This window comes from Oceanobacillus sp. CFH 90083, from assembly GCF_009389585.1.
Classification (GTDB): Bacteria; Bacillota; Bacilli; order Bacillales; family Amphibacillaceae; genus Oceanobacillus.
Genome location: NZ_VIYG01000004.1, coordinates 33,600 through 59,323 on the forward strand (window position 1 = coordinate 33,600; position 25,724 = coordinate 59,323).

25 protein-coding genes are annotated in these 25,724 nt (G+C 38.1%); 11 read left to right on the forward strand and 14 right to left on the reverse strand.

Going from position 1 to position 25,724, the window contains the following annotated elements; all coding sequences use genetic code 11:
• The first annotated feature begins 31 nt into the window (after positions 1–31).
• The 3 genes from iolG (FLK20_RS07035) (at position 32) to FLK20_RS07045 (ending at position 3,111) form a co-directional block, all read left to right on the forward strand.
• On the forward strand, positions 32–1,057 hold the full coding sequence (gene iolG, locus FLK20_RS07035; RefSeq protein ID WP_152655853.1) for a bifunctional inositol 2-dehydrogenase/D-chiro-inositol 1-dehydrogenase: 1,026 nt from the start codon (positions 32–34) through the stop codon (positions 1,055–1,057).
• Between the two features lie 45 nt (positions 1,058–1,102).
• Entirely contained in the window at positions 1,103–1,966 is an 864-nt protein-coding gene (locus FLK20_RS07040; protein ID WP_152655854.1) for a sugar phosphate isomerase/epimerase family protein, read from the forward strand.
• Between the two features lie 203 nt (positions 1,967–2,169).
• Entirely contained in the window at positions 2,170–3,111 is a 942-nt protein-coding gene (locus FLK20_RS07045; protein WP_152655855.1) for a sugar phosphate isomerase/epimerase family protein, read from the forward strand.
• Between the two features lie 224 nt (positions 3,112–3,335).
• On the opposite strand, the gene FLK20_RS07050 is transcribed toward FLK20_RS07045, so the two are convergent.
• The 14 genes from FLK20_RS07050 to FLK20_RS07115 form a co-directional block, all read right to left on the reverse strand.
• Positions 3,336–3,896, reverse strand: a complete 561-nt coding sequence (locus tag FLK20_RS07050) for a sugar O-acetyltransferase (protein ID WP_152655856.1) — start codon at positions 3,894–3,896, stop codon at positions 3,336–3,338.
• A gap of 86 nt (positions 3,897–3,982) precedes the next feature.
• Positions 3,983–4,363 carry a VOC family protein gene (locus tag FLK20_RS07055; RefSeq protein WP_152655857.1) on the reverse strand — a complete coding sequence of 127 codons (381 nt, stop codon included), beginning with the start codon at positions 4,361–4,363 and terminating at the stop codon, positions 3,983–3,985.
• A gap of 29 nt (positions 4,364–4,392) precedes the next feature.
• Positions 4,393–5,385 (reverse strand): ROK family protein, encoded by a 993-nt coding sequence (locus FLK20_RS07060; protein ID WP_152656171.1) that lies wholly within the window; start codon positions 5,383–5,385, stop codon positions 4,393–4,395.
• 238 nt (positions 5,386–5,623) lie between these two features.
• The gene (locus tag FLK20_RS07065) at positions 5,624–6,727 is read right to left on the reverse strand and encodes a 5-methyltetrahydropteroyltriglutamate--homocysteine S-methyltransferase (RefSeq protein WP_152655858.1); all 1,104 of its coding nucleotides are present in this window, start codon (positions 6,725–6,727) and stop codon (positions 5,624–5,626) included.
• A 181-nt stretch (positions 6,728–6,908) separates the two neighbouring features.
• Positions 6,909–8,120 carry an MFS transporter gene (locus FLK20_RS07070; RefSeq protein WP_152655859.1) on the reverse strand — a complete coding sequence of 404 codons (1,212 nt, stop codon included), beginning with the start codon at positions 8,118–8,120 and terminating at the stop codon, positions 6,909–6,911.
• Between the two features lie 150 nt (positions 8,121–8,270).
• A complete protein-coding gene (gene iolG, locus FLK20_RS07075; RefSeq protein ID WP_152655860.1) occupies positions 8,271–9,281 on the reverse strand; it encodes an inositol 2-dehydrogenase in 1,011 nt (336 codons plus the stop codon).
• 66 nt (positions 9,282–9,347) lie between these two features.
• Complete coding sequence (gene fba / locus FLK20_RS07080) at positions 9,348–10,205, reverse strand: class II fructose-1,6-bisphosphate aldolase (protein WP_152655861.1); 858 nt, start codon at positions 10,203–10,205, stop codon at positions 9,348–9,350.
• A 92-nt stretch (positions 10,206–10,297) separates the two neighbouring features.
• Entirely contained in the window at positions 10,298–11,185 is an 888-nt protein-coding gene (gene iolE / locus FLK20_RS07085; RefSeq protein ID WP_152655863.1) for a myo-inosose-2 dehydratase, read from the reverse strand.
• Positions 11,186–11,209: 24 nt separating this feature from the next.
• Positions 11,210–13,126, reverse strand: a complete 1,917-nt coding sequence (gene iolD, locus FLK20_RS07090) for a 3D-(3,5/4)-trihydroxycyclohexane-1,2-dione acylhydrolase (decyclizing) (RefSeq protein ID WP_152655865.1) — start codon at positions 13,124–13,126, stop codon at positions 11,210–11,212.
• Positions 13,127–13,155: 29 nt separating this feature from the next.
• Positions 13,156–14,136: a 5-dehydro-2-deoxygluconokinase gene (gene iolC, locus FLK20_RS07095; protein WP_152655866.1), complete on the reverse strand. Its 981-nt coding sequence runs from the start codon at positions 14,134–14,136 to the stop codon at positions 13,156–13,158.
• A gap of 92 nt (positions 14,137–14,228) precedes the next feature.
• Positions 14,229–15,047 carry a 5-deoxy-glucuronate isomerase gene (iolB, locus tag FLK20_RS07100; protein ID WP_152655867.1) on the reverse strand — a complete coding sequence of 273 codons (819 nt, stop codon included), beginning with the start codon at positions 15,045–15,047 and terminating at the stop codon, positions 14,229–14,231.
• 97 nt (positions 15,048–15,144) lie between these two features.
• Complete coding sequence (locus tag FLK20_RS07105) at positions 15,145–16,602, reverse strand: CoA-acylating methylmalonate-semialdehyde dehydrogenase (protein ID WP_152655868.1); 1,458 nt, start codon at positions 16,600–16,602, stop codon at positions 15,145–15,147.
• 82 nt (positions 16,603–16,684) lie between these two features.
• Entirely contained in the window at positions 16,685–17,074 is a 390-nt protein-coding gene (locus tag FLK20_RS07110) for a tautomerase family protein (protein WP_152655870.1), read from the reverse strand.
• Between the two features lie 2 nt (positions 17,075–17,076).
• Positions 17,077–17,889, reverse strand: a complete 813-nt coding sequence (locus FLK20_RS07115; protein ID WP_227994883.1) for a DeoR/GlpR family DNA-binding transcription regulator — start codon at positions 17,887–17,889, stop codon at positions 17,077–17,079.
• A 446-nt stretch (positions 17,890–18,335) separates the two neighbouring features.
• Between FLK20_RS07115 and FLK20_RS07120 the strand changes: the two genes are divergently transcribed.
• The 8 genes from FLK20_RS07120 to FLK20_RS07155 all read left to right on the forward strand — a co-directional run bounded on the left by FLK20_RS07120 (position 18,336) and on the right by FLK20_RS07155 (position 25,718).
• Entirely contained in the window at positions 18,336–19,379 is a 1,044-nt protein-coding gene (locus FLK20_RS07120) for a Gfo/Idh/MocA family oxidoreductase (RefSeq protein WP_152655872.1), read from the forward strand.
• Entirely contained in the window at positions 19,379–20,191 is an 813-nt protein-coding gene (locus tag FLK20_RS07125; protein WP_152655874.1) for a sugar phosphate isomerase/epimerase family protein, read from the forward strand. The genes FLK20_RS07120 and FLK20_RS07125 overlap by 1 nt, the downstream gene beginning before the upstream one ends.
• 87 nt (positions 20,192–20,278) lie before the next feature.
• Complete coding sequence (gene xylE / locus FLK20_RS07130; RefSeq protein ID WP_152655875.1) at positions 20,279–21,691, forward strand: D-xylose transporter XylE; 1,413 nt, start codon at positions 20,279–20,281, stop codon at positions 21,689–21,691.
• Positions 21,692–21,875: 184 nt separating this feature from the next.
• Entirely contained in the window at positions 21,876–22,874 is a 999-nt protein-coding gene (locus tag FLK20_RS07135) for a LacI family DNA-binding transcriptional regulator (RefSeq protein WP_227994884.1), read from the forward strand.
• A 40-nt stretch (positions 22,875–22,914) separates the two neighbouring features.
• A complete protein-coding gene (locus tag FLK20_RS07140) occupies positions 22,915–23,670 on the forward strand; it encodes a DeoR/GlpR family DNA-binding transcription regulator (protein ID WP_152655879.1) in 756 nt (251 codons plus the stop codon).
• 186 nt (positions 23,671–23,856) lie between these two features.
• The gene (locus tag FLK20_RS07145) at positions 23,857–24,153 is read left to right on the forward strand and encodes a PTS sugar transporter subunit IIB (protein WP_152655880.1); all 297 of its coding nucleotides are present in this window, start codon (positions 23,857–23,859) and stop codon (positions 24,151–24,153) included.
• 2 nt (positions 24,154–24,155) lie between these two features.
• Positions 24,156–24,461, forward strand: a complete 306-nt coding sequence (locus FLK20_RS07150; RefSeq protein WP_152655882.1) for a PTS sugar transporter subunit IIA — start codon at positions 24,156–24,158, stop codon at positions 24,459–24,461.
• A gap of 234 nt (positions 24,462–24,695) precedes the next feature.
• The gene (locus tag FLK20_RS07155; protein ID WP_152655883.1) at positions 24,696–25,718 is read left to right on the forward strand and encodes a Gfo/Idh/MocA family oxidoreductase; all 1,023 of its coding nucleotides are present in this window, start codon (positions 24,696–24,698) and stop codon (positions 25,716–25,718) included.
• Positions 25,719–25,724: the final 6 nt, after the last annotated feature.

Here is a 25,724-nt window from a genome sequence, read left to right on the forward strand (position 1 = left end):
ATAAGAAATTTGTTTAGCAGGAGGAATTATGATGGTATTAAAAATAGGTGTTATCGGTACAGGAGCAATCGGAAAGGATCATATTCATCGAATTACAAATACATTGATTGGTGGTGAAATTGTTGCTGTAACGGATGTAAGTAGAGAGCAGGCAGAAGCAGTTATAGAGTCGGAAAATCTAAATGCAGAAATCTTTGAAGATGGGCATGCATTAATTCAATCTTCTAATGTGGATGCTGTAATCGTAACATCCTGGGGACCAACTCATGAAGAATATGTTTTAGCTTCTATTGCAGCTGGAAAACCTGTATTTTGCGAGAAACCGCTTGCTACTACTGCTGAGGGATGTAAGCGTATTGTAGATGCTGAGCTTGAACATGGAAAGCAATTAGTACAAGTAGGTTTTATGCGCAGATATGATCAAGGTTATCGTTCTTTGAAAAAAGTTGTTGAGGAGAGTCAGGTTGGTAGTCCGTTGATGCTTCACTGTGCTCATAGGAACCCAAATGCACCAGGATTTCATGGAGATATGCCAATTACAGATTCGTTTGTACATGAAATTGATGTTCTAAGATGGCTGCTTCAAGATGATTATGTATCTGCTCAGGTTATCCAGCCAAGAAGAACACGTTTTGCAAATGAAGGGCTGCAAGATCCTCACATTATATTGTTGGAAACAAAAGAAGGCATTCGAATTGATGTAGAAGTATTCGTTAATTGTCAATATGGCTATGATATTCAATGTCAAGTAGTTGGAGACACGGGAATTGCTAACTTGCCGGAGCCTGCCAGTGTAGTCGTACGTAAAGATGCTAAGCTTTCATCTGAAATTTTAACAGATTGGAGGACTCGTTTTATTGATGCCTATGATGTAGAAATACAAGAGTGGATAGATGCAACTCTAAAAGGTGAAATGGCTGGTCCATCGGCTTGGGATGGTTATGTTGTTTCGGTAACGATGGATGCTTGTGTGGAAGCGAAAGAGTCAGGAAAAGTTATTCCTGTTAATTTACCTGAATGTCCAAGTTTTTACAAGAAAGCGAAAATAGAGGCGTAATAAATGGTTTTAAAATACAAATTTTCATAAAAGGAGATGAATAACATGCGATTAGCATATGATCCATCACATTACCGTGATAATACGAACTTGAGAGATACGATTGAAAATGTTGCCAGATTAGGTTATGAATATGTAGAACTTTCCCCGCGTGAGGATTTTATCTGGTTTAACCAATACCCAAAAGTAGATAAGCAGCTAATTAAAGATTTAAAAAGATATTGCTCAGATGCCGGAGTGAAAATTTCATCAGTACTTCCTGTTCAACAGTGGTCTTCTCCAGTTGAAGAAGTAAGAGAAGCAGCAGTTAGAAATTGGAAACGCTGTATTGAGATTACATCAGAATTGGGTGTAGATTTAATGAATACTGAATTTGCTGGTGATAAAACCCGTCCAATAGAAAGTGAAGCAGCATTTGTAAAATCGATGGATGAACTGCTACCGATTTTTGAAAGGGAAGGGATTAAATTAAATATTCAATCGCATCCGCATGATTTTATTGAATTGAATACAGAGGCGATTCGCATGATTCGTGCTTTAGATAAAGATTGGATTAAGCTGGTATACTCTGTACCGCATGCTTTCTTCTATGATGATGGTATTGGTGATGTGGAAAAACATTTGGAGGAAGCGGGTGATTTGCTGGCGCATGTTCTGATTGCAGATACCCTTAATCATAAAGCAGCGTTTGGCTTACGCTATATTATAAACCCGCCAGGTGCAAATGTAACAATTCACCAGCACTTGAATCCTGGTGAAGGGGAGATCAATTTTGATGCATTATATAAGAAATTAAGAGAAATGAAGTTTGACGGTATCGTGACAAATGCAGTATTTGCATATCCGGATCGACCAGAGTGGTCTAATGAACTAACCTTGAAATCTATTAAAGAAGGTTTAAATCTTTAATTGTATCAGGTGTTTGTTAAAGAGCTATAGTGTGAGTGTTAAATGATATGATACCAAGCCCAAACATATAAGGATAAGCGTATCATTAATAATATTAGTTAAAATAAGTTTAGAAATAGTGAAACAATGATATACGTCAGGATATTTTCAAATACATTCCAAAGAAGATGTTCATGTTTTAGGAATTTTTAAGGAGGAAAACCATGCATTTATCATACGTAACAGACAGTTTAGGGCATTTACCTTTTGAAGAAATGTTAGACGTCATTAGTGAAATGGGGATAGACACCGTTGAAATGGCAACAGGAGGCTGGTCTCCTGCACCACATTTGAATTTAAATGAACTGGTGGAGGATGCAGATAAAAGAAAAGAATTTATAGCTGCTCTGGATAAAAGAAATATAAAACTTTGTGCTTTAAATTGCTCAGGGAATCCATTACATCCGGGTGAACTGGGAGAGGAGCATCGAGAAGTAACGGGAAAAACATTTGAATTAGCCAAGCTGCTAGGTGTTAAGAAAATTATTATGATGAGTGGTCTTCCGGCTGCAGCTCCTGAAGATAAAGTACCTAACTGGATTACTTATACTGTTAGCTGGCCGCCGGTTTTAAAGGATATTTTAGATTATCAGTGGAATGAAGTGGCGATTCCTTATTGGAAGGAGCTAGTGAAAAAAGCAGAAGAGTGTGGTATCGAGAAAATCGCACTTGAGAACTTCAGTGCGCAACTGGTCTATAATCCAGAAACATTATTTAGATTACGTGATGCAGTTGGACCAATGGTGGGCTTGAATTTAGACCCAAGTCATTTAATTTGGATGGGAGCAGATCCGATATTAGCGGCGAGAGAATTAGGAGAAGCAATTCATCATGTCCATGGTAAAGATGTGCGCTTAGAGCGACACTTATCTGGTGTAAATGGTTTGTTAGAGACGAAAGAAATAGATGATGTAGCAAATAGAGCCTGGAATTACGTAGCTGTAGGATGCGGACAGGATTTACAATGGTGGAAAGAATTTTTCTCTGTCGTTAAAATGATGGGATACGATGGATATGTTTCCTTAGAAATGGAAGATTTAACAATGTCGCCTGAAGCAGGGGTACGGACATCTGTTGATGCGCTTAGACAAACATTGAGTTTTTAGTAAGAACAGAATGAATCATTTTTAGTCAAAGGATGAAGTAGTAAAACGTAGTAGCTCTTTTTCTACTTGACAAAAAGGGCGCGGATACGATTATAATTAAGACCTAAAAAGTGACTCTCATAAGGATAGGAGTCACTTTTTAGGTCTTACTAAAGAAAGAACACAATTTCTTCTGTTGAATAAGTAATGATGATTTATTTAATCTCATTATCTGATACAAAAACCTAGTCTTCCAACCATCTTATTATTCTTGCCGGATTCCCGCCAACCAAAGCATTATCAGGGATATCCTTTGTAACGACGGAACCTGAAGCAACCACCACATTATTTCCTATGTGGACACCTGGATTTATAATCGATCTTCCGCCGATCCATACGTTGTTGCCAATAGATACTGGAATGCCATATTCAGCACCGGATATTCTTTCTTTAGCGTCCAATGGATGAGTTGCTGTATAGATATGAACTCCCGGTGCAATAAAGCAGTTATCTCCTATCCGGATGTCACATACATCCAAGAATACACAGTCATAATTCGCATAAAAATTTTCGCCGACATGTATATTATAGCCATAATCGCATCGGAAGGGAGGGCGTATACTCAGATTGCTTCCAGTACTGCCAAATATATTTTTTAATAATGAACTTTTTATATTTCCACTTTCTTCGTGTGAGTCATTGAAAAATCTGGTCATTCTCCTTGCGTATTGTCTTTCGGCACGTAATTCCGATTCGGCAGCATTATAAAGCTCTCCACTCAACATTTTTTCTTTTTCTGTCTTCATTTTCTTTTCTCCCTATCAGATGAATTCGATTATTAAGGCTCGATTGCTGTAAGTAAGTACTATTGCATACTTTAAATGTACTTCAGCTACACAGTCAGCTCTAATAGATTGCCTTCCGGGTCTTCTACGACACTTTCATAATAGCCGTCTCCCGTGATACGGGGACCATTTAAGAGAGGGTAGCCATCCGTTTTTAATCGCTTTGTCATTTGATCAACGTGTTCTTTACTGCCTAATGAAATAGCGATATGAGCCCAGCCGAGCTGCTCTGTTGAATGTGATTGATCAATACCTGATTTTCGCATGATTTCTAAACGTGCAGATTCATCAAATGTTAGGAAATAAGATTCAAATTCCTTCTCCTTATTATGATACTTTGCACTTGCATTGCCATTAAAATATGTTTCATAAAATGTCTTCATCTTTTCTAAATCCTGGACCCAAATGGCCACATGTTCTATTTTCATATCTTTTCTCTCCTTTTTGAATTTGTTTTTTAGATGGTTTTCTTTATCATGAGGTCAAGTCCGATTGTTTGTAAGCCATATAAATAATCCTGCTTCCAGTCACTTATAGTAAGCTCTGGAATATGCTCTGATGGAACATATCTGGAGCTGCACTGCGCAATTTGATGTAATGTTTTTTGGTCTGCTTCTTCATTACAAAAAATAATCATATGAGGGTTAATAATAGCTACAAAGGATGCTATTAATCTGCTTATTACATCAATCATTTCCTCCTCATGTACTGGTAATTGATCAAGCTCCTTCTTTTTTATGAAGGTTTGCCAGAAATTCCGGTCATTATATTGTGGGATAAAGGAGACCTCTCCGGAAAAATTGGTGCTGCCATGCACCACACTGTTATTGACTATAATTCCAGCCCCGGGACCATTTTTACCTAAATATAAATAGACAAGTGATTTCTTTTCTTTGAATTTCATTGCATGATGATATCCTAATACTGCTGCATTCATATCGTTCTCTACAACAACAGGGATAGAGAAATAATCCTCCAGGTACCCCTTCAAGTCAACGTTTTGGAGATGCTCATAACCTGGAATATGGAAAATTTGTTTGCTATCCACAGAGCCTGGTACACCGATGGATAAAGAACTGATTTTTGGATATTGGCTTATGATCTCTTTCATGCATGCAGTAAGTGAATTTACATCAACAATATCAGGATATGTTCCTTCATCTTTTAATTCTCCATAGCAATTAAAAACGATATAATTGATTTCTTGTTTCTCTAAAAAGATAGCCAGTCCTGACATATGATCCGGATTGTATTTATAGCGTTTCGCTCTTCTTCCGCCGCTTGAATGATCGAGTCCTGCTGATAAAATCTCACCCTCTTTCTCCATTTGAGTAAGAAACTTGCTTATCGTTGGGAAGCTTATTTTTAAATATTCGCTAAGCTCTGCTTTTGTGGAGCTCTCTAATTCTAAAAGAGCTTTACGAATACTCACATAAATGGCCTTCTTCATCGTTTTTGGTGTCGTTTCCAAATTCAGATACCTCCTGCATCCACTTATTAAAGAGGTTTAAAAAGTGAATGTGAAACTTATTAAACTTCTTTAATAAGTTACTTGCATATAATACTAGCAAATAAAGATAAGAGAATCAAGGTGTGAGATAATAAAAAGCGTATAAACTTTTTTGGGGAAATGGCCCAGTTTATACGCTTCTCACGCTCTTTTTTAGCTTAGGAGATTTTCTTTCATTTTAGAGAAAATCCTGACAGGAAACTAAGAGGTCGATCTTTTTCCATTGTATTTCCTCATCAATGGAGTTTCCTTCTTCAACGGAAGCAAAACCACACTGTGGAGATAGGGCAATATTATTGCCGACCACCGATTTAGCTTCCTGATATCTTTTCTTAATGTTATCATACGTTTCCAGCTCAGGATTTTTGGTGGAAATAAGACCTACCACAAATGTAGCATCTGTCTCTTTCAGCACTGCCCAAGGTGCAAAGGAACCGGAGCGGGCATCATCATATTCCACAAAGAAGCCATCATAAGGAAGCTTGCTGATAACTTCTGCAATGGAGTCATAAAAACCTGAAAAAAGCGGATTCCCTTTAAAGTTTCCTTTACAGAAATGAGTTGCAATGGTCATTCCGTCTGGTTTATGCTCCAGAGCTTTTGTGGATACGCGGCTGAACCATTCCAGAACTTCTTCTTTGTTATAGCCAAGAGCGGCAACTTTTTCGGTAAATCTTTCATCAATCATATAGGTCCATGATGTATCATCAATCTGTAAGTAACGGCATCCGTGATCATATAAATCCTGAATTGCCGCTTGAAACGCTGTTCCAATATCCTCAATAACCAAATCTATATCGGTTCCATAATAAGGTGTATCCTTGATACCGAGCTGAAGGAAATGATCAACCAGAATCATATTCGGTCCGGAGATGGATTTCTTCGCCTCCACGCCATCATATTTCTTAGCAAGGCTATGTAAATAATCCCAGGCTTCTATTTCCGGATGGTTTTTGTTTTTATCATAAGAAATTTTTCCTTCAATACATCCTAATTCAATCTGGTTAGTTACACCATTAATGACCTTTTCAAAATGCTTTGTGGAAAATCCGTCAAATTCTTTCAGCCAGTCCAGATGCCACCATCTGCGTCTGAATTCACCATCTGTAACAAACCTGAGACCATGTGCCACTTGCTTTTCCACCAGATTTGCAATTGCCTGGTCTTCCACTTCTCTCAAAGCTTTTAAATCAATTTCACCATTGAAATAGGCTGCACGGGCATTTTTAATCTCTTCAGGTCTTAAAAAAGAACCTACAATATCATATTTTATATTCAGCATCGTTGCATCTCCTTTTTTTTATATCGATTCTTGGTAATATATCTATTATAAGTTAAATGCTAAAAGTCTGTAAAATACTTAAAACATATGGTTGGATATCGATTTAAGGTATAGTGCGGACTAGCTTGTCCAATTGATATGTTGATTGGGAATGTTTTTTTCTTACCTCATCGTGTCCTTTTTAGACAATATCATGTTTTTTTGCTTCTTTATTTTTAAATGAAGGATAGGTAAATATTTCTTCTTTAAACCAAATAACAATAAGTAAAGCAGCTATCAAAGCTAAACCGCCAACAAAATAAAATCCTGATGCAATACCGAATTGTGAATTAACGATTCCTGCTAAAAGCGGGCCAATCACAATACCCAGCGCATAGATAGATTGATAGGCACCCATGGCTGTTGCTCTTTTTTCAGAACGAATCGATTTGATAGACATACCCAGCAGCAACGGGAAAGTCAAACCTAGGACAAATCCTTGAAACCCTTGTGTGATCAGAAAGAGACTTTTGATTTGTACAAATGGAATGATAGCTGTAAAGATGCTTGTTAACAAAAAAGCAGCCATTAAGGATCTTCCTTCTCCTAAACGGGGGACAAGGACGTTCCCCATAAATAATGTAGCAATAGCATGGGGAATCATAAATGCAAGCACAATCCATGTCAGTTCATTCGTTTCAAAGCCAATCTGCAACGCAAAAGTGGAGGTGAAGCCAAACATCGTTGAGAAAATAACACTATGGGCTAAGATGGATAATAAGGATACTTTCCATAGCGAGGCTTCACGAATAACTTGTACCAACCCTTTTAATCTTATTGGTTCAGAAGCCCGCTTATCTTTTGGTTCATAAATAAAGAAGGAAAGGATCAACCCAATGATACTGAACACAGCACCAATCCAAAAGGGAGCTGTCCATCCCCATACGTCAACAATATAACCGCTAAAACTCATTCCTAATAATTGCGCTAAAACAACAATAAAAGTAATACTTCCCATCGCTGCATGGACTTTGTCTTCAGAAAAATAAATTGGATATAAAACGGTAAATGCAACCCAGGAAGCAGCGGCAAGTCCTGCTAATGCACGTGCAAACAATAACCAGCCGGGTCCGTCCATCGTCAGGAAGATAAAGCAGCTGAGCATACTGCTAAACATACCAAAAATGATAAAAGGCTTGCGCAGCTTCTTTATATCGGATGTTATTCCAATTGGTAGTCTAAATAGTAATTGTGTTAATCCATAGCTCCCCAGAACAATCCCTATAAATGAATATGGAATTCCTTTATACTCCATATACGGAGACAAAATGGGTACATACATAAACTGAGGAAGCCATAGTAAGAAAGAAACTGCCATAAAAAGATTTTTATTTTTGTTGATCGCTCTTGTCATGAGAAATCACTTCCAATTTCTAAATTTAAAAAACATGTAAAACAGTAAGGATTGAGGTTATGAAAAAAGGAAACATCCTGACACCGCCTGCTGGAAAAATGGTATCAGGATGCTTTATTTTTATTGGAGTTGTGAACAACCTCTTCAAACTTAACGAAGCTCACTCAATTCCACGGTACGATTTTCCTGCCAGGATATTTTCGCAGCCTTTGCTAAGAGCTCTGCCTGTAATCCATCCTCGAATTTTGCCACGACAGGTTTATCCTCTAAAATAGACTGGGCAAAATCATGGATTTCAGCGATATATCCTTCATTATAGCGCTCCAGGAAGAAATACATCGGTTTATCCTCTGTAACCGCAGTATTTGTGCTTACTTTTACATTGGTTGGCTTTTGATTTTCCACTTGAACCATGCCGTTATTGCCAAATACTTCGATACGCTGGTCATAACCATATACTGCTTGACGGCTGTTATCAATCACTCCCAATGAATCATCTGCAAAGGTAAGTGTAATAATGGCTGTATCTACATCATCATTACGTGCAAAGCGATCATCTACCAGAGAAGAAGCTTTTACGGTGATGTTTTTCACATCCTGTCCGGATAAGTAACGAATCATATCGAAATCATGGATTGCCATATCGATAAATAGACCGCCGGAGCGTTTTACATATTCTTCTGGTGGCGCCTCTGGATCACGGGAGGTAATTTTAATAACATGTGGTGTCCCAATATCACCATTGCGGACAACATCATGTGCTTTTCTGAAATGAGTATCAAAGCGGCGGTTAAAGCCTACCTGGAATTTCACGCCTGTTTCCTGGATTACTTGCAAGGTATCTTTTGTTTTCTCAATATCAAAGCTGATAGGCTTCTCGCAGAAAATATGTTTATTGTTTTTGGCTGCTTTGGTAATAAAATCAATATGTGTGTCTGTGCTTGAGCAGATAAAAACAGCGTCAATCTCTGGATCATGAAGAATATCATCCGCATTCTGTGTAATTACTGGAACTGCTTTTAAATAATCTATATCCTTTAAGTGCTCTGTGTATACATCAGAAATCGCTTTTAGCCGGTAGTTATCGGATAGCAGAATATTTTTGGCATGCAGCTGCCCGATACGGCCTGCACCAATGATTCCAACAACAACTTTTGTCATCACAATTCCTCCAATTCTGTAACTGCTTATATTTAGAGGCAGTTATACTTATTAAGTAAAAATGTTTTATGCTTTATTGGAAGAGCCGAATAAATGCATTTTTTCGGTTACTACTTTTTCAATGGCATGCATCCCTGTTTGCATGATTTCCGGGATATTATGTGAATCCGGATGCTGCTCTACGTATTCACGTACTGCTTTTACCCATGCCTGATTGCATTCTGTATTGACATTGATTTTGGCATGACCATATTCAATGGCTTTTACAATTTGATGAGCAGGTATTCCGGAACCGCCATGCAGAGCTAATGGAACCTCATTCAGATTTGCAGAAATCTCCTGCATTAAGTCAAATGCCAGCTTTGGTTCGCCCTGGTAAACGCCATGCACAGATCCAAGTGCGGCGGCAAGCAGGTCTACCCCTGTTTCTTCTACCAGCCGATAGCATTCATTTGGGGCAGCGTATTTGATACCGGAAGTAATGCCATCCTCTGTACCCCCTACAGAACCGATCTCTGCTTCCACCGAGACATGCTGTTTGTTTGCATATGCGACAACCTCTTTAGTGTTGGCAATGTTTTCGTCCAGAGACAGCTTCGAGCCATCATACATAACCGAGCTGTAGCCTGCATCAACGGCTTCTTTACAGCGTTCTACGGACAATCCGTGGTCGAGATGCAGCACAACAGGTACAGTGATTCCCATTTCTTCCACCATTTTTTTAATGGTTGCAGCAATCAGCTTAAATCCGCCAAGATAATCAACAATCCGATCGGTAGAAGCTAGAATAACGGGAGACTTTTCTTTTTCTGCTATGCGTAATGTCGCTTCCACCCATTGGAATGTATTTATGTTAAATTGACCGACAGCATAGCGATTTTTCTTTGCTTCGGGCATCAGTTCTTTTAATGATACAAATGTCATTCTTTCACCTCTATTCTCTATATAAGTTATTAAGATGTTCACTCCAGAATATGTATTTTAAAGTGACCATCTTCTTTAAAAATAATCATTGCTTAGCTCAGTATCTTTTCATCAATGTACTTGCGGGCCATTAAGGCATATTCAAGCGGGTGAGCAATTTCCGGGTCCTGTTCTGCTTCAATCACAATCCAGCCCTGATAGTTATTTTCCTGCAGCTTATCATATACCTTTTTAAAGTTGATGCCGCCATCTCCTGGAACCGTAAACATGCCAGCAAGAAAAGCGGAACGAAAGGATACACCATTTTCTTCACTTGTTTTCATGACATTATCCCGAATATCTTTAAAATGTACATGTTTAATCCGGTTGATGTGCTTTTCTAATAACGGCATATATTCTTTATCGGAGGCATAGATATGACCGGTATCATAGAGTAAGTGGACCAGGTTTGGATTTGTATGTTCCATTAAGCGGTCAACTTCCTCTAATGTTTGCACAACCGTACCAAGATGATGATGATAAACAAGCTTCAAGTCGTAGCTGTCAGCTATTTTACCAAGGGTATTAAGACCATTCGTAAACTGTTCCCATTCTTCATCTGTAAAGGTTGGCTTATCAGCAAAAACATTTTTCGACAATCCTTGAATGCTGTAAGTTTGCTCGGAAACGACAGCAACGGCAGCATCCACTTCTTTTAAATAGGCACAGTGCTGATGAAAAGCTTCAGCTGCTTTCTCGATTCCATCCTGAACAATAAAGCTGGAGAACCATTGTCCGGCAATTTTTAAGTTACGAAGATTCATTTCTTTTTTTAAGGTTTTTGCATCAGGGAAGAAGCCGCCGACTTCTGTGCCTTCAAACCCTGCTACAACAATATCGCTTAATAGATGCGATAGTGTATTATTTTTTCCGATTTCGGGCATATCGTCATTACGCCAGCCGATCGGGGCAATTCCCCATTGGATATTCTGTTTTTCCATTATTTATCACGTCCAGCTTATAGATTAATATTGTCTTGCATTATCAAGAATTTGTTGTCTTTCTGCAGCGGCTTTTTGTACACTTTCCTTTTCGGAAACTTCTGCTACACCTACATTCCACCAGCTGCCATCGTAGCCGTCTGTCATTGTTTTTGGCAGTACTTTTATTTCAATCAGCGTGGATACGCGCTGATTTTTAGCATCCTCAACAGCTGCTGCTAAATCCTCCAGGTTATTGACAGAATAGGTTTTTAAGCCATAACCTTCACCAATTTTTTTATAATCAATATTCATGATCTCGTTATTCACAGTGCGGAATTCTGTTCCTGTGCTTCCATTTCCGTGATCCATCTGTAAATTATTGATGCAGCCAAATCCGGAATTATCGAATAGCAGCAGGTTAATTTTCTTATCATACTGAAGAGCTGTGACAATTTCAGAATGAAGCATTAAGAAGCTTCCATCTCCGACAACAGCATACGATTCCTGTTCAGGCCTGGCTAATTTCGTACCCAAAGCTCCTGCAATTTCATATCCCATACAGGAATAGCCATACTCTAAATGGAACGTATTTGCCACATTGGCATTCCAGATCCGCTGCATATCTCCTGGCAGCGATCCTGCTGAAGAAATCACAATGGCGTCGCTATCGACCACATCATTGATTTTAATTAATGCTTCCGTTTGTGTTAATTCTGTTTGAAGCGCATCTGCATAATCATTTAAAACCTCTTGATTGAAATGATCTGCGATTTCTGGTCTGAAATCATTGCGATTGAATTTAGTTGCAGACAGGCGGTTCCGTTCTTTCTCCCATTCCTGTTTCAATGAAATCATTTCTTCACCGTAGCTTGATTGATAGTTCCCAATATTTTTGTTAATCAATTGCAGCGCTGCTTTGGCATCCGCTACAACCTGGAAGCCATCAAATTTATATGCCTGTCCGCGGTTTACATTGATATTTAAAAATGTTGTATGGTCAAAATCAAACAACGTTCTTGATGACGTCGTAAAGTCTGTATATCTTGTACCAATTCCGATAATTAAATCGGCGTTCATTACGGCTTTGTTGGCAGCGGAAGTACCTAAAATACCATTTCCGCCAAGATTATTTTGATGCGTAAACTCAACAGTTGATTTTCCGGCATGGGTTTCTACAATTGGAATATTCGCTTTTTCAGAGAGTGCTACTATTTCGTCTCTTGCCTCAGAATATTTAGCGCCGCCGCCGACTAATAGGACAGGACGTTTGCTTTCTTTAATAGAAGCAATTGCTCCGTCTAATTCCCGCTGAGTCGGTAATTTACGATCTAAATAATGAATACGTTTAGTGAAAAAGCTGGCTGGATAATCATAAGCCATTGCTTCCACGTCTTGAGGCAGGCAAATGGTTGCCGGTCCGGTTGTTGCTGGATTCGTTAATACTTCAAATGCTCGTAATAATGCGCTCATCAGCTGTTCTGGACGATCAATACGGTCCCAATATCTTGAAACAGCTTTGAATGCTTCATTCGTGGTTAAATCCGTGCTGTGTTCATGCTCTAACTGCTGTAAAACAGGGTCCGGCTGTCTTGTTGCAAACGTATCAGCCGGCAAGAATAATACTGGGATATTATTTGCGAAAGCAGTTCCAGCTGCCGTTACCATATTTGCTGAACCCGGTCCTGCGGATGCAGAAACAGCAAAAATCTTTTGACGAAGGTTCTGTCTGGCAAAAGCGGTTGCTGCATGAGCCATCCCTTGTTCGTTCTTGCCCTGATAGCTTTTCAGATGACCGGGATTATTTTCAAGTGCTTCTCCCAAACCTAAAACATTTCCGTGTCCATAAATATGGAAAACCCCTTCCACAAAAGGTGTCTCCACACCATCTATAGAAATATATTGCTGATTTAAAAATTTTACTAATGCCTGCGCAGTAGTTAAACGGATTTTTTCACCCATTTTATTCAACCTACCTTTCCTTTTTGAATTTAAGAACGCTCGCGAATAAGCTGTTCAATTTCTCCAACAGTCGGCATCGCTTCTGATGAGCTATGCTTGCTGACAACAATGGAAGCAGAGGCACTGCCGAATTTCAGCGCAGTTTCATAATCTTTTCCGGTTACCAATGCATAGAGGAATGCAGATGCATAGGAGTCGCCTGCACCAAATGTTTTTAACACTTTTGTTTTGTATGCTTCTCCCTTATGAATCGTTCCATCTGGCTCATATGCATAGGAGCCGTCCACACCATGCTTGATAACAACAAGCTCCGTATTGTGCTGGAATAAATGCTGGACTGTTTTCTCATTATCGCCTTCAGAATCCAGGTTTTCCATTACATCATATTCGTCACGTGTGCCGATAACGACATCAGAAAGCTCTGCAACAAGAGAATAGTAAACAGCTGTTTCTTCAGCAGATTTCCAGGTATATGGACGGTAGTCTAATTCAAAAATGACTTTTACACCATTCTTTTTAGCGTATTGAATTGCTTGCAGGACAGCTTCACGAGAAGGACTTTGTGCAAGCGCAGTACCGGAAACAAGAAGAATCTTTGCTCTTTTAATATAATCTTCACTTACTTCGGTAGAATCTAAGTAAAGATCAGCTACTTCATCACGATACATTAAGATGCTGCATTCTTCCGGGCTTAAAATTTCTGTGAAGGTAAGTCCGGATTTATGGCCTTCTGTATCATAAACAATATTTGAAGTGTCGATGCCTTTTTCCTCCATATATTGCTTAATAAAGTTTCCATGCTGATCTTGTGAAATTTTGCCGATAAATCCAGCTTTCAGACCTAATTTTGAGCTGCCGATAGCTATATTTGCAGGTGAACCGCCAACGTACTTTGTAAAAGTCATTGTTTCTTCCATTGGACGGTTGTATTCGTTTGCATTCAAGTCAATAGCAGCACGGCCAATTGCGATAATATCGAATTCTCTATCCTGATTAAATGTAAGTGACATGATTTTCGCTCCTTAAATTGTGAATTTTCATAGAGGAACCGTCCCTGTTCTATTTTAGGAAAATAGAATAGGGGAGGACGATTCAATATCTATTAATCTCTATCAATAATCCATTCATGATCTTTTTCATTATGGAATTTCCAAATGCGTTCTGGCCCGGCCATGACATTCAAATAGTAGGAAGCATAGCCATCAGGCACGCCTACCGGATGATAGCCTTTCGGAACAAGAACAACATTTGCGTTTTCTACAGCCATTGTTTCATCTAAAGAACGATCCTCTGTATACACACGCTGGAAAACAAATCCTTGTGGAGGATCCATTTCGTGATAATAGCTTTCTTCTAAGAATGATTCTTCCGGAAGATTGTTCTGGTCATGCTTATGCGGCGGATAGCTTGACCAGTTAGCTGTTTCTGTAAACACTTCTACAACAAGTAAGCTGTTTGCAGAAGGGTCAGAGTCTGGTAAAATATTGTGAACTTGACGCTTATTATTATACTTTCCACGATGCTCTACACCGTTATCCTCTGCTTTGATCAGTCTGGTCGGAAGTTCTTCGTCAGATGGCGCAAAGCATAATGCCACGCGGGCTTGGGTATTCGCTGTAATGGTAACGGTTTTATTATGGGAAACATAAACACTGTCTGTCGGTTTACGTTCAAATACACTATCGCGCGTACCGATTTCCGAGAAGCTTTGATATCCGTCTGTTACGGTAATTTTCCCAGTCAATGCAACAACACAAAGCTCTAAGTTGATCAGCTTTTCATCATAGCTCGTATTTGGTTCTAAATCTATTACTTTAAAGCCGACATAATGAAGGTCAGAATTTTCTTCTGTCACTTCATGAACAAGTGTTACACCGTCAGCGAGTTTATTATTTTCTGGTTTTCTTAGTAAATGACTCATAATGGACTCCTTTCCATGTGGGATGAGGCCGGGGCAGTGGGATAACAGGCTCCCAACCTCATGTTATTACTGTAAAGTTGGTATTTTATTTATCTTATTATGAAAAATCAGGCTCCAGATAACGAGCTGTTACTACTTTTTTACGAGTATAGAAATCGACACTGTCTTTGCCATTAGCATGCAATGTACCATAGAAGGAAGACTTCCAGCCAGAAAACGGGAAGAATGCCATCGGAGCCGGCACACCTAAGTTGATTCCTAACATACCTGCATCGATGTTTTCACGGAAGTAGCGTACGGATAACGCACTTGTGGTGAATAGGCAAGCGCCGTTAGCGAATTCAGATTGGTTCGCAAATTCCACAGCTTCTTTCAAGTTTTTTACACGTACGATAGATAGTACTGGAGCAAAAATTTCATCTTTCCAGATGGACATATCCTGAGTTACACCGTCAAAAATAGTTGGTCCAACAAAGTAACCGTCTTCTAATTGTTCATCGCGGCCATCACGAACTAATGCAGCTCCTTCTTCAATCCCTTTTTCGATATAGCCTAATGTACGTTGCTTTGCTTCATCGCGGATAACTGGTCCTAAGAAGACACCTTCATCGAGCCCATTACCCATTTTAATGTTATCAGATGCTTCTTTTAATTTAGCAATAAATTCATCTGCAATCGAATCTTCAACCGTTACAACCGCACAAGCCATGCAACGCTCTCCAGCTGAGCCGAATGCTGCACTGATAACTTCTTTAGTTGCTAAGTCCAGGTCAGCATCTGCCAGTACAGTAGAGTGGTTTTTCGCACCAGTTAATGCCTGCACACGTTTCAGGTTCTCACTTCCGCGTTTGTATACATATTCTCCAACAGGCTTAGAGCCTACGAAGGATACAGCTTTTACTAAAGGATGATCCAGGATTCCGTTAACCACATCATGTGCACCGTTAACAATGCTGAATACCCCTTTAGGAAGACCAGCTTCGTCCAGTAATTCTGCAAGTCTGGCTGCAAGAATCGGTGTTTTTTCAGATGGCTTTAAGATAAAGGAGTTGCCTAAAGCGATTGCCATTGGGAACATCCAGCAAGGAACCATCATCGGGAAGTTAAATGGAGCGATCCCGCCGACAACACCTACAGGATAACGATAGTTTGTCGCTTCTACATCTGTTGCGATTGTTGCAAGAGAATCACCCATCATTAATGTCGGCGCACCGGCAGCGAATTCTACGTTTTCAATTCCGCGTCCAACTTCTCCTAATGCTTCACCGACGCTTTTTCCGTTTTCCTGCGTAATTAATTTTGCCAGTTCTTCTTTATGCTCTTCTAATAGGTTTTGATATTTGAATAAGATACGGGCACGTTTTGCTACGGATACCTTTTTCCATTTATCTTGCGCTGCCTGAGCAGCTTGTACAGCGTCTTCAAAATCCTCCGAAGTGGAAATTGGTACTTGTGCTAATACTTCTTTGGTTGCTGGATTGTAAACTTCTTCATACTTGTCTGTCTTACTTTCAACCCATTCTCCGTTAATAAAGTTTTTTAATTTTTTAGACATAAGGTATGTCCTCCTTTAATTTTAATAGATTTATATTTTATTCTCCAAATATTAGAGAAATTAGATAACTTGTGCAAAAAATCTATAAGTCACCGGTTAAAAATTGAGCTTTTCCAAATCCAAAACTCCACTCCCCGGCACCATTCGTGACAAAGGTAATCATGACATCCTTTGGATCAATCCGGCATTGTTTTTCTAACTTCTCTGTTAGAAGGCGGTAGAAGTCTTTTTTCATTTTGTCTGTCCGCTGTGTGCTGACGACAGTAAAAAGGATGACATTATGGCTTCTCTCAAAGCCCAGACCAGTATCCTCCATAATCATTTCATATGGCTCATGCTGTGTCACAACTTGATAGCGATCACCTTCAGGGACTTGAAACGCTTCCAAAACAACCTGGTGCGCTGCATCCAAAATTTGTTTAATTTCTTCAGGCTTTCTACCTTTGATTAAATCAACTTTGATTAGGGGCATTTCTACACTCCTTCATTTTGTTTTGCAATGACAAGCTCGACATTGTATTTCTTACAATAGTCAATATACGTTTGATCAGGGCTTTGATCCGTAATCAAATAGTCTAACTGGTTCAGGTCGCAATAGGTCGTTAATGCAACCTTATCGAATTTTTGATGATCAACTAACAAAAACTTCTGCTCGATTTGCCCCGCTATATAAGATTTCAATTCGCTTTCCACAGGAATCGAACTTGTTACGCCATTCTTGATAGAAATAGCGGTAGCTGCTAAAAATGCTTTGTTAATATTGTAATTCTTAAGAATTTTCTGTGCCTGAATCGTGGTAAATGATTGCGTTCTGCGGTCAAGTACGCCTCCTAGACTATAAACAGTAAGGTTATTATAAGGCAAGGTTTTCAAGATAAAATCAATATTATTGGTTACAATTGTAATTTGTTTTTCCCGAATATATTCAATGAGCTCTAAAACGGTTGTTCCCGTATCTATAAAAATAATGTCTCCATTTTGAATATAACCAGCAGCTTGTTCCGCAATTCTTTGTTTACTTGGCTGATTCTTTGTCTGCCGGTAAGTGAAGGATGTTAAAGGCTTGGTGATATCTTTGTTCAGTTGTTGATCTTCGGCAGGCTGATTGACTGCTGCTCCACCGTGAACTTTGATAATATCACCAGACTTACACAATTCCTGAACATCATTACGGATGGTATTTTTAGAAACAGCAAATTTGTTAACAAGTTCATCATAAGAAGCTCTTTGTTTGAGTGTAATATATTCTTGTAACGCAGCGATACGCTTTGATTTGATGTTGATCACCTCTTTTCTTGAATCGAGTATAACACAAGGAATCCAAAAAGTTAACAATAAATAACCAAAAGTTTATAATTTATTTGAGCACATTATTGTTTGATTGATGTGACAGTGATTTTGGGTGCGTTTTCTTTTGGGGGTAGGTATTTTAATATTTTTGGGGATTTACTCCGCAGAAGAGTGTTAGATTGTGCTTATGAAATTAGTTAGAGCAGAAGTGAAATATTTAAATAGAAATTCCGGCTTTGATTTGTCTTATTTTTGGTCATTTGAAGAGCTAATACGAATCCTTTGTTAATGATAGTAATAAATAGTTTTAGGAAAGTATTTTCCTTTAATTGCTATATGTTTTTCTGTATTATCCTAAATAAATTAATATTGACATGAATTAAAAGCCTGTTTATAATCATCGTCATAAGGAAAACACTTTCCTAAAGAGAGGATGGATTTTTATGAAAACATTAAATATAGGATTGATAGGTGCTGGGAGAATGGGAGCATTCCATGGTCAAACAATTGCGCAACGTATTCCTGGGGCAAAATTGTATGCGATTGCAGATCCTTTTCCGCAATCTGCAGAAAACGTATTACAACATATAGGAGGAGAAGCTAAAATTTATACAAATCCTTTAGATTTAATCCAGGATTCAGAAGTAGAGGCTATTGTTATTGTTTCTCCAGCAAGAACACATTCGGAAAATGTCATTCAAGCGATTGAGTATGGGAAGCCCGTTTTCTGTGAAAAACCAATGGCAGTTTCAATAGAAGAGATGGAAGCAATCAAAAAAGCTGTAAAGAAAAATCCTGTACCGGTTCAAGTTGGTTTTAATCGTCGTTTTGAAAAAGGTTTTAAACAAGCGCATCAAGAAATTTCTGATGGACAGTTAGGGAATATACAGCTGCTACGTTCAAATACAAGAGATCCAGAGCTTTCTAATCCAGAAAAGAGACCGGAATGGACGATATTTTTAGAAACATTGATTCATGATTTTGATACGTTGATGTACTTAAATCCAGGAGCGAAACCGGTAGAGGTATATGCGAAAGCAGATGCACTTATACGTCCGGATTTGAAGGAAAATGGATTATTGGATACTTCTGTCGTAACGATAACATTTGATAATGGATGTATTGCTGTAGCAGATGCCAGCTTCCAGGCTAAATATGGGTACGATGTTCGTGCAGAAGTATTCGGTTCGGAAGGAATGATCACGTTAGGAGATATCAAAACATCCAGTATGCAAAAATTTAATGCAGATGGAGCAAGCTATCAAACTACCAGATATGATCAGGATCTTTTATTTGACGCATATGTTGAAGAATTAAAGCATTTTGTGAAAGCGGTACAAAATGAAGAAGTATTGCCCAAAGTATCTATTGAAGATGCGGAATGGGCATTGTATTTGGCATTGGCAAGTATGGAGTCTGTTAAAACAGGACTTCCTGTCAAAGTAGAAGATGTTATTACATTACAATCAAAGGAGGAAGTAATGTAATGAGAGAGTATGGGCTATGCTTATGGACATTTGGAGATTTAAATACACAGAAAAAGGTAAAGATTGCGAAAGAGATTGGTGTGGATGGTGTAGAAGTGCAAGGAAATCTGGAGGATGACCCAAAAGAACTAAAAATATTACTGAAAGAATATAACTTAAAGGCTTTATCTGTCACACCGGATAATGTTGATATTTCAAGTGTTGATGAAAGAGTTAGAACGGATGCTGTTAATTACTTTCTGAAATTATTAACCTGGGCAAAAGAGCTGGGAGCAGATAGGATCTGTCTTCATGGTGAAGTTGGGAAAATAACAGGATCAGGTAACACGGATAAAGACTGGGAATTACTTGTGAAAAGTACAAAGCAAATAGTAGAAAAAGCAGAAGAGCTTGAAATGCCGATTGTTTATGAGGTGCTTAATCGTTATGAAAACCATCAAATAGTAACGTCAAAAGAAGCAAAAAAATTAATAAATGAGGTTCAAAGTAAATATCTTACTATTTTATTAGATGCTTATCATATGAATATTGAAGAAAGTTCACCTGTTCAAGCGTTGAAGAATGTTGGAGAAAATTTGGGCGTTTATCATATTGCTGACTCCAATAGACAAGCTATTGGAAATGGACATGCAAATTTAAAAGAACAGGTAGCTGTTTTAGAAGAAATCGCTTATACAGGTCCGCTTATTATGGAAATGACTGCTGCCGGTCCTAATCCTTTTACTCCAGTGAAAGAAGGGGACTACTTAGATGTTATTACAACGTATTATCGTCAGTCATTAAAGCAGTTGAAAGAATGGGAGGAATACTAAGGTTTCAGCGCTATGAGGCGCTATTCCATCTGTATTAATGATAGCGCTTTCTGTTAAGGGGTTTAAAAAGGGGAAAGGGGTAAATACATGAAGAAAAATACAAGGTATATTGTTACATTAACTTTAATTGCTGCTTTAGGAGGATTATTGTTTGGTTATGATACAGCAGTTATTTCTGGAGCCGAGCAATCCTTACAGGTATATTTTATGGAAAACCTCGGCTTAGGAACATTTGCACACGGATTAACGGTTTCTAGTGCACTGATTGGGTGTATTATTGGAGGTTTAATCAGTGGATTTCTTTCTAATCGAATTGGACGGAAAAATTCGCTTTTAGTAGCTGCGGTATTGTTCTTCGTTTCTGCGCTATTATCAGCTTATCCTGAATTTTTATTCTTTACGAAAGATAGTCCAACAATGGGACTTTTCATTATGTTTAATCTTTATCGTATTATTGGCGGAATCGGTGTTGGATTAGCATCGGGGCTTGGCCCCTTATACATTAGTGAAACATCTCCTGCTAATATTAGAGGGAAATTAGTAACGTTAAATAATTTAGCGATCATATTTGGGATGTCATTAGTGTATTTTGTTAACTGGAGAATTGCAGCAGGGCAAGAATTGAGCTGGATTCATGATGTAGGCTGGAGATATATGTTTGCTTCGGAAGCAATTCCGGCACTGTTATTTTTTGGATTGTTATTCCTTGTTCCAGAAACACCAAGGTATTTAATCTCTAAAAATAAAGATCAAGAAGCATTGACAATTCTTGAAAAAGTGAATAATTCAAAGGAAAAGGCGAATGCAATTTATCAAGAAATTAAACAAACGGTTGATGTGAAGGATGTTCGTGTATTTTCTTACGGCAAATTAGTTATTGTTGTCGGTATTTTATTAGCTGCCTTTCAACAATTTGTAGGAATTAATGTGATTTTGTATTATGCACCGAGAATTTTTGCGGAGATGGGTGCAAGTTCAGATGGCTCGATGTTCCAAACAGTTATTATTGGAATCGTTAATTTTATCTTCGTATTAATTGCGATGCTGCTGGTGGACAGGGTTGGAAGAAGATTATTAATGATTGTAGGTTCCATCGGTATGGCTGCTGGAATGCTCGGTGTTGCTGCGCTGGCATATCTTGATCAAATGGGGATTGGTGCACTTATCTTCATCTTAGTTTTTGTGGCATTTTATAATCTATCATTTGGTCCATTAATGTGGGTATTGGCATCAGAGTTATTCCCTAACAAAGTAAGGGGACAGATTATGGCTATCACTGTCGTAGCAAACTGGAGCTCGAATCTATTAATTTCTTCTACATTCCCTTCCTTGTTAGAAATTGGTGCAGGCATTGCTTATACTTTCTATGGTGTTATGTGTCTGTTGGCGTTATTGTTTGTTCTAAAACTTGTCCCTGAAACGAAAGGGAAAACACTAGAGGAAATTGAAAAGTACTGGGAAGATAAACGATTGAATGCTCAGCAGAAAAATGCTGTCTAGGCGCAACAAAAGATAGAGCGGATAAAAAGCTTGGTGTAGTTCACAACTACATCAAGTTTTTATTTTCCGAAAGAATAATGAAAAAGAACCGTTTTGCACCTATGGTATACTTAGGTTGTTTCCTGTAGAATTAAAGTTATTATATAAGAAAAAACGAACATGATAAGAAAGTAGGGAAATGTTTTTGAAAGAGAAGCGACCGACAATTTATGATGTAGCTAAAGAGGCTGGGGTTTCCATTTCCACTGTTTCTAAAGTGATGAATAGTACGGGTAGTATTGCAGATAAAACGAAGAAAAAAGTAGAGGCAAGTATGCAGAAGCTGAATTATCAGCCCATTGCTGCGCCTGCATTACAGAAAAGGCTGCAAACGATTGGACTATTGATTCCATCAATCGCTGATCCCTTCTCTGCGGAAATTGCCAGGAAAATTGAAGATAATGGACGTAAATATGGGTTCAGCTTAATTGTTTGCAGTACAGATAATAATCTTGATAAAGAAAAGGAGTATATTGCTATTCTGCGTAAAAAATATGTAGATGGTATTATTATTGCGACCGGTTTGAAAAATGCGAAGGCATTACAGGAGTTGAAACACAGTAATATTCCTGTTGCGCTCTTATCCCGGGAAGTTCCTTCGCTGCCTTTGAATACAGTGTTAGTAAATGATTATTTAGGAGCTTATGAAGCAACATCTTATTTAATAAAAAAAGGCCATAAGCGGATTGCAATGATAACAGAGGATATGTATTTTTCATCTGTAAAGGCAAGAGTAGACGGGTATAAGCAGGCGCTGGAAGATGAGGAAATGGAAGTGAGCACGTCGCTTATTTCAATAGATAATTCTAGCTTTATGGATGCTTCGCAGTCAGCTGGAAAGCTGATGAACATGCCAGAGGCGCCAACGGCAATTTTTGCTTCCACAGAACCTTTGGCAATTGGTGCCATGCAAGGGATTCGAGAAGCTGGTCTCATGATTCCTGATGATGTATCTATTGTTGGTTTTGATAATTCTATTTTGGCGCAAATGTGCTACCCGCAGTTGACAACTGTTGCACAGCCGATTGAGGAGATGGCTGAAAAAATTGTTCAGCTTCTGGTAGAGGAGATAAGCGGAACGGAAAAAGTAAAGCAGCGAATTGTATTAGCTCCGAAATTAGTGATTCGGGGGACGGTGAAATAAGGCAGACAGTAAGTAATTCTTAGAAGGGGGAACAGTTTTTATGATGAAAGCACAGCGAGTAACTGCAATACTTGAATACGTGAAAGAAAAAGAATCTGTATCACTTGATGAACTAGTAGATCGTTTTGGTGTGTCTAAAAACACGATCCGGCGGGATATTCAGGAGCTTGTTGACGAAGAACAATTGGTGAAGGTCTATGGTGGAGTATCTATTTCAAAGCCATTAACTGTTCCTTATCAGGACCGTAAAGTAAAGCAATTCCATGAGAAAAAGACACTTGCTAAATTAGCGGCGGAATTTATTGAGGATGGAGATATTATTTTTATTGATTCAGGAACTACTACGGTAGAACTGCTGGATTTTATCAAGTATAAAAATATTACTATTGTAACAAATAATCTCGACTTTACTTTGGACGCCAGTATCTATCCCAATTTAAATATATATTCAACGGGAGGGGTTTTTGAAAGATCAACAAGATCATATGTTGGAACAGAAAGTGCAGATGTTATTCAAAAATATAATTTTAATAAAGCTTTTATGGCTTCTACCGGAATTTCACTGGATAAAGGGATAACCAATTCTTCTCCATTAGAAACACAGGTTAAATCGAATGTGATTAAAAAAAGTGAGCAGGTGTTTATTCTTGTAGACCATACAAAATTTAATAAATATGCATTAACAACTTACTGCAGCTTTGAGGACATTGATTATTTGATAACCAATCAAGAGCCGTCACAAGAATATATAAAACATAGTGAACAGAATCAATATGAATTAATTTATCCAAGGTAACCTTATAAGCCTGATTTAAATGCTTCTTTGTATGCAGAAGAATTGCATTCCTGGGGAAAAATCTTTAATATAAGATAAAACTTCACACTGTGAAAAAGTACACAATCATTAAAGTTCTCTTTTCATATTCCAGGTGCACGAAACAGTGTGACGAATATAAGTGGAAAAAAGAGGTGTGTGTAAATAATGGAAAAAGTAATTGTAGTATGTGAAGCGGGGATTACAACAAGTTTATTGGTAAAAAAATTAAACGATCTTGCCCAAGAAAAAGGACAGGAAGTTGATATTCAATCGAAAAGTCTGGAAGAAGGGTTAGACTATATTAAAGAACATAATGTAGATGTTGTACTATTGGGGCCGCAAATTCACCATATTGCTAAGAAATATGAAGCGTCAACGGATGCAAAGGTTGCTAAAATTACAGTGGAAGACTACAATACCATGAATGTTTACAGCATTTTTGAACAAGTAAGTGAGGCATAACAATGGCAATTGATGTAGAAGTATTTATGCCTTTGATTACAGAAGCCTCTCAAGCAAAAACATTGGCTTATCAGGCATTAGACCTAGCAAAGGAAAAAGATGTGCAAGGATATGAAACAGGCATAGCTGGTGCTAAAAAGCATTTGATAGCTGCTCATAAAAAACAGACGGAGCTTTTGCAATTGAACAGTCGTGATCAGCAGACAGATATTAATATCTATGTCATTCATGCGATGGACCATGTGACAAATGCTCAAATGATTTGTGACATGGTGCAGGAGCTAGCAGAGCTTCATTTGAAAAAATAGCTAATAAATAATAGTAAAAGATCATCCTGTAATTGGTATATCCAAGTACGGGATTTTTTTATGAAAAAAAGACGCGTACAGTAAATCAGGCAATATCAAATTAATCACAAAAAATAACAATAAATTAATCATAAATTGATAAAAACTTGACTAAATATTATTTTTTATAATAGTATATAACATAGAAATAATGCTGGTTATTATATCTATAAATTTAACAAAGGAGAACAACAAATGAAAACGCTTAAAATCGGAGTTGCAGGATTAGGGAGATTGGGCTTAATTCATGCAGAAAATATCTATAATCTAAAAGGAGTCGAGTTGACAGCGGTTTCTAATTTAGATGAGGAAGTAAATAAACAGGTAAAAGAAAAATATAAAGTCCCAAATGTTTATACAAATTATGAGGAAATGCTGGAACAAACGGAGTTAGATGCTGTTTGTATTGTAACACCTTCTGGGTTTCACACAGAGCATATTCGTTTAGCACTGAAAAAGAATGTGCATATTTTTTGCGAAAAGCCAATTGGTTTAGAGGTAGAAGATATCAAACAAACCATCAAAGAAATAGAGAAAAGTGACCGCATTTTTCATTTAGGATTTATGAGAAGGTTTGATGATGATTATTTATATGCGAAAGAAATGATAGATAGTGGGCAAATTGGAGATATCTCCTTGATTCGTTCGTATAGTATTGATCCGATTCAAGGATTGGACAGTTTTGTTAATTTTGCTAAAAAAAGCCCGAGCGGCGGTCTGTTCCTTGATATGAGTGTCCATGATATTGATGTGGTTAGATGGTTAACAAAATCTGAAATTTCAACTGTTTGGGCAACAGGAACCAATAAAGCTGCGCCGGAACTGAATGATCTAAATGAACTGGAATTAGGAACAGTTACAATGAAGTTGGACAATAATGTAACCGCTTTGCTGGTTGCCGGACGGACCGCTTCACATGGTTATCATGTAGAAACAGAAATCATTGGAACCAAAGGAATGCTGCGGATTGCTGCATCACCTGAAAAGAATAAAGTAGCTGTATTTAATGAGCACGGCACGGTTCGTCCATCTTCTCAGCATTTTCCTGAGCGGTTTGCTGAAGCATATGTAAATGAATTGAAAGACTTTGCCCAATGCATTCGTGAAAATAAACAGCCTGAAGTGACTGCTGTTGATGGTTTACGCGGAACAGAAGTAGCGTTAGCATGTCAGGAGTCGTTTGATAGAAATAAATTAGTGGATATTCAATATTTATAGGCAATG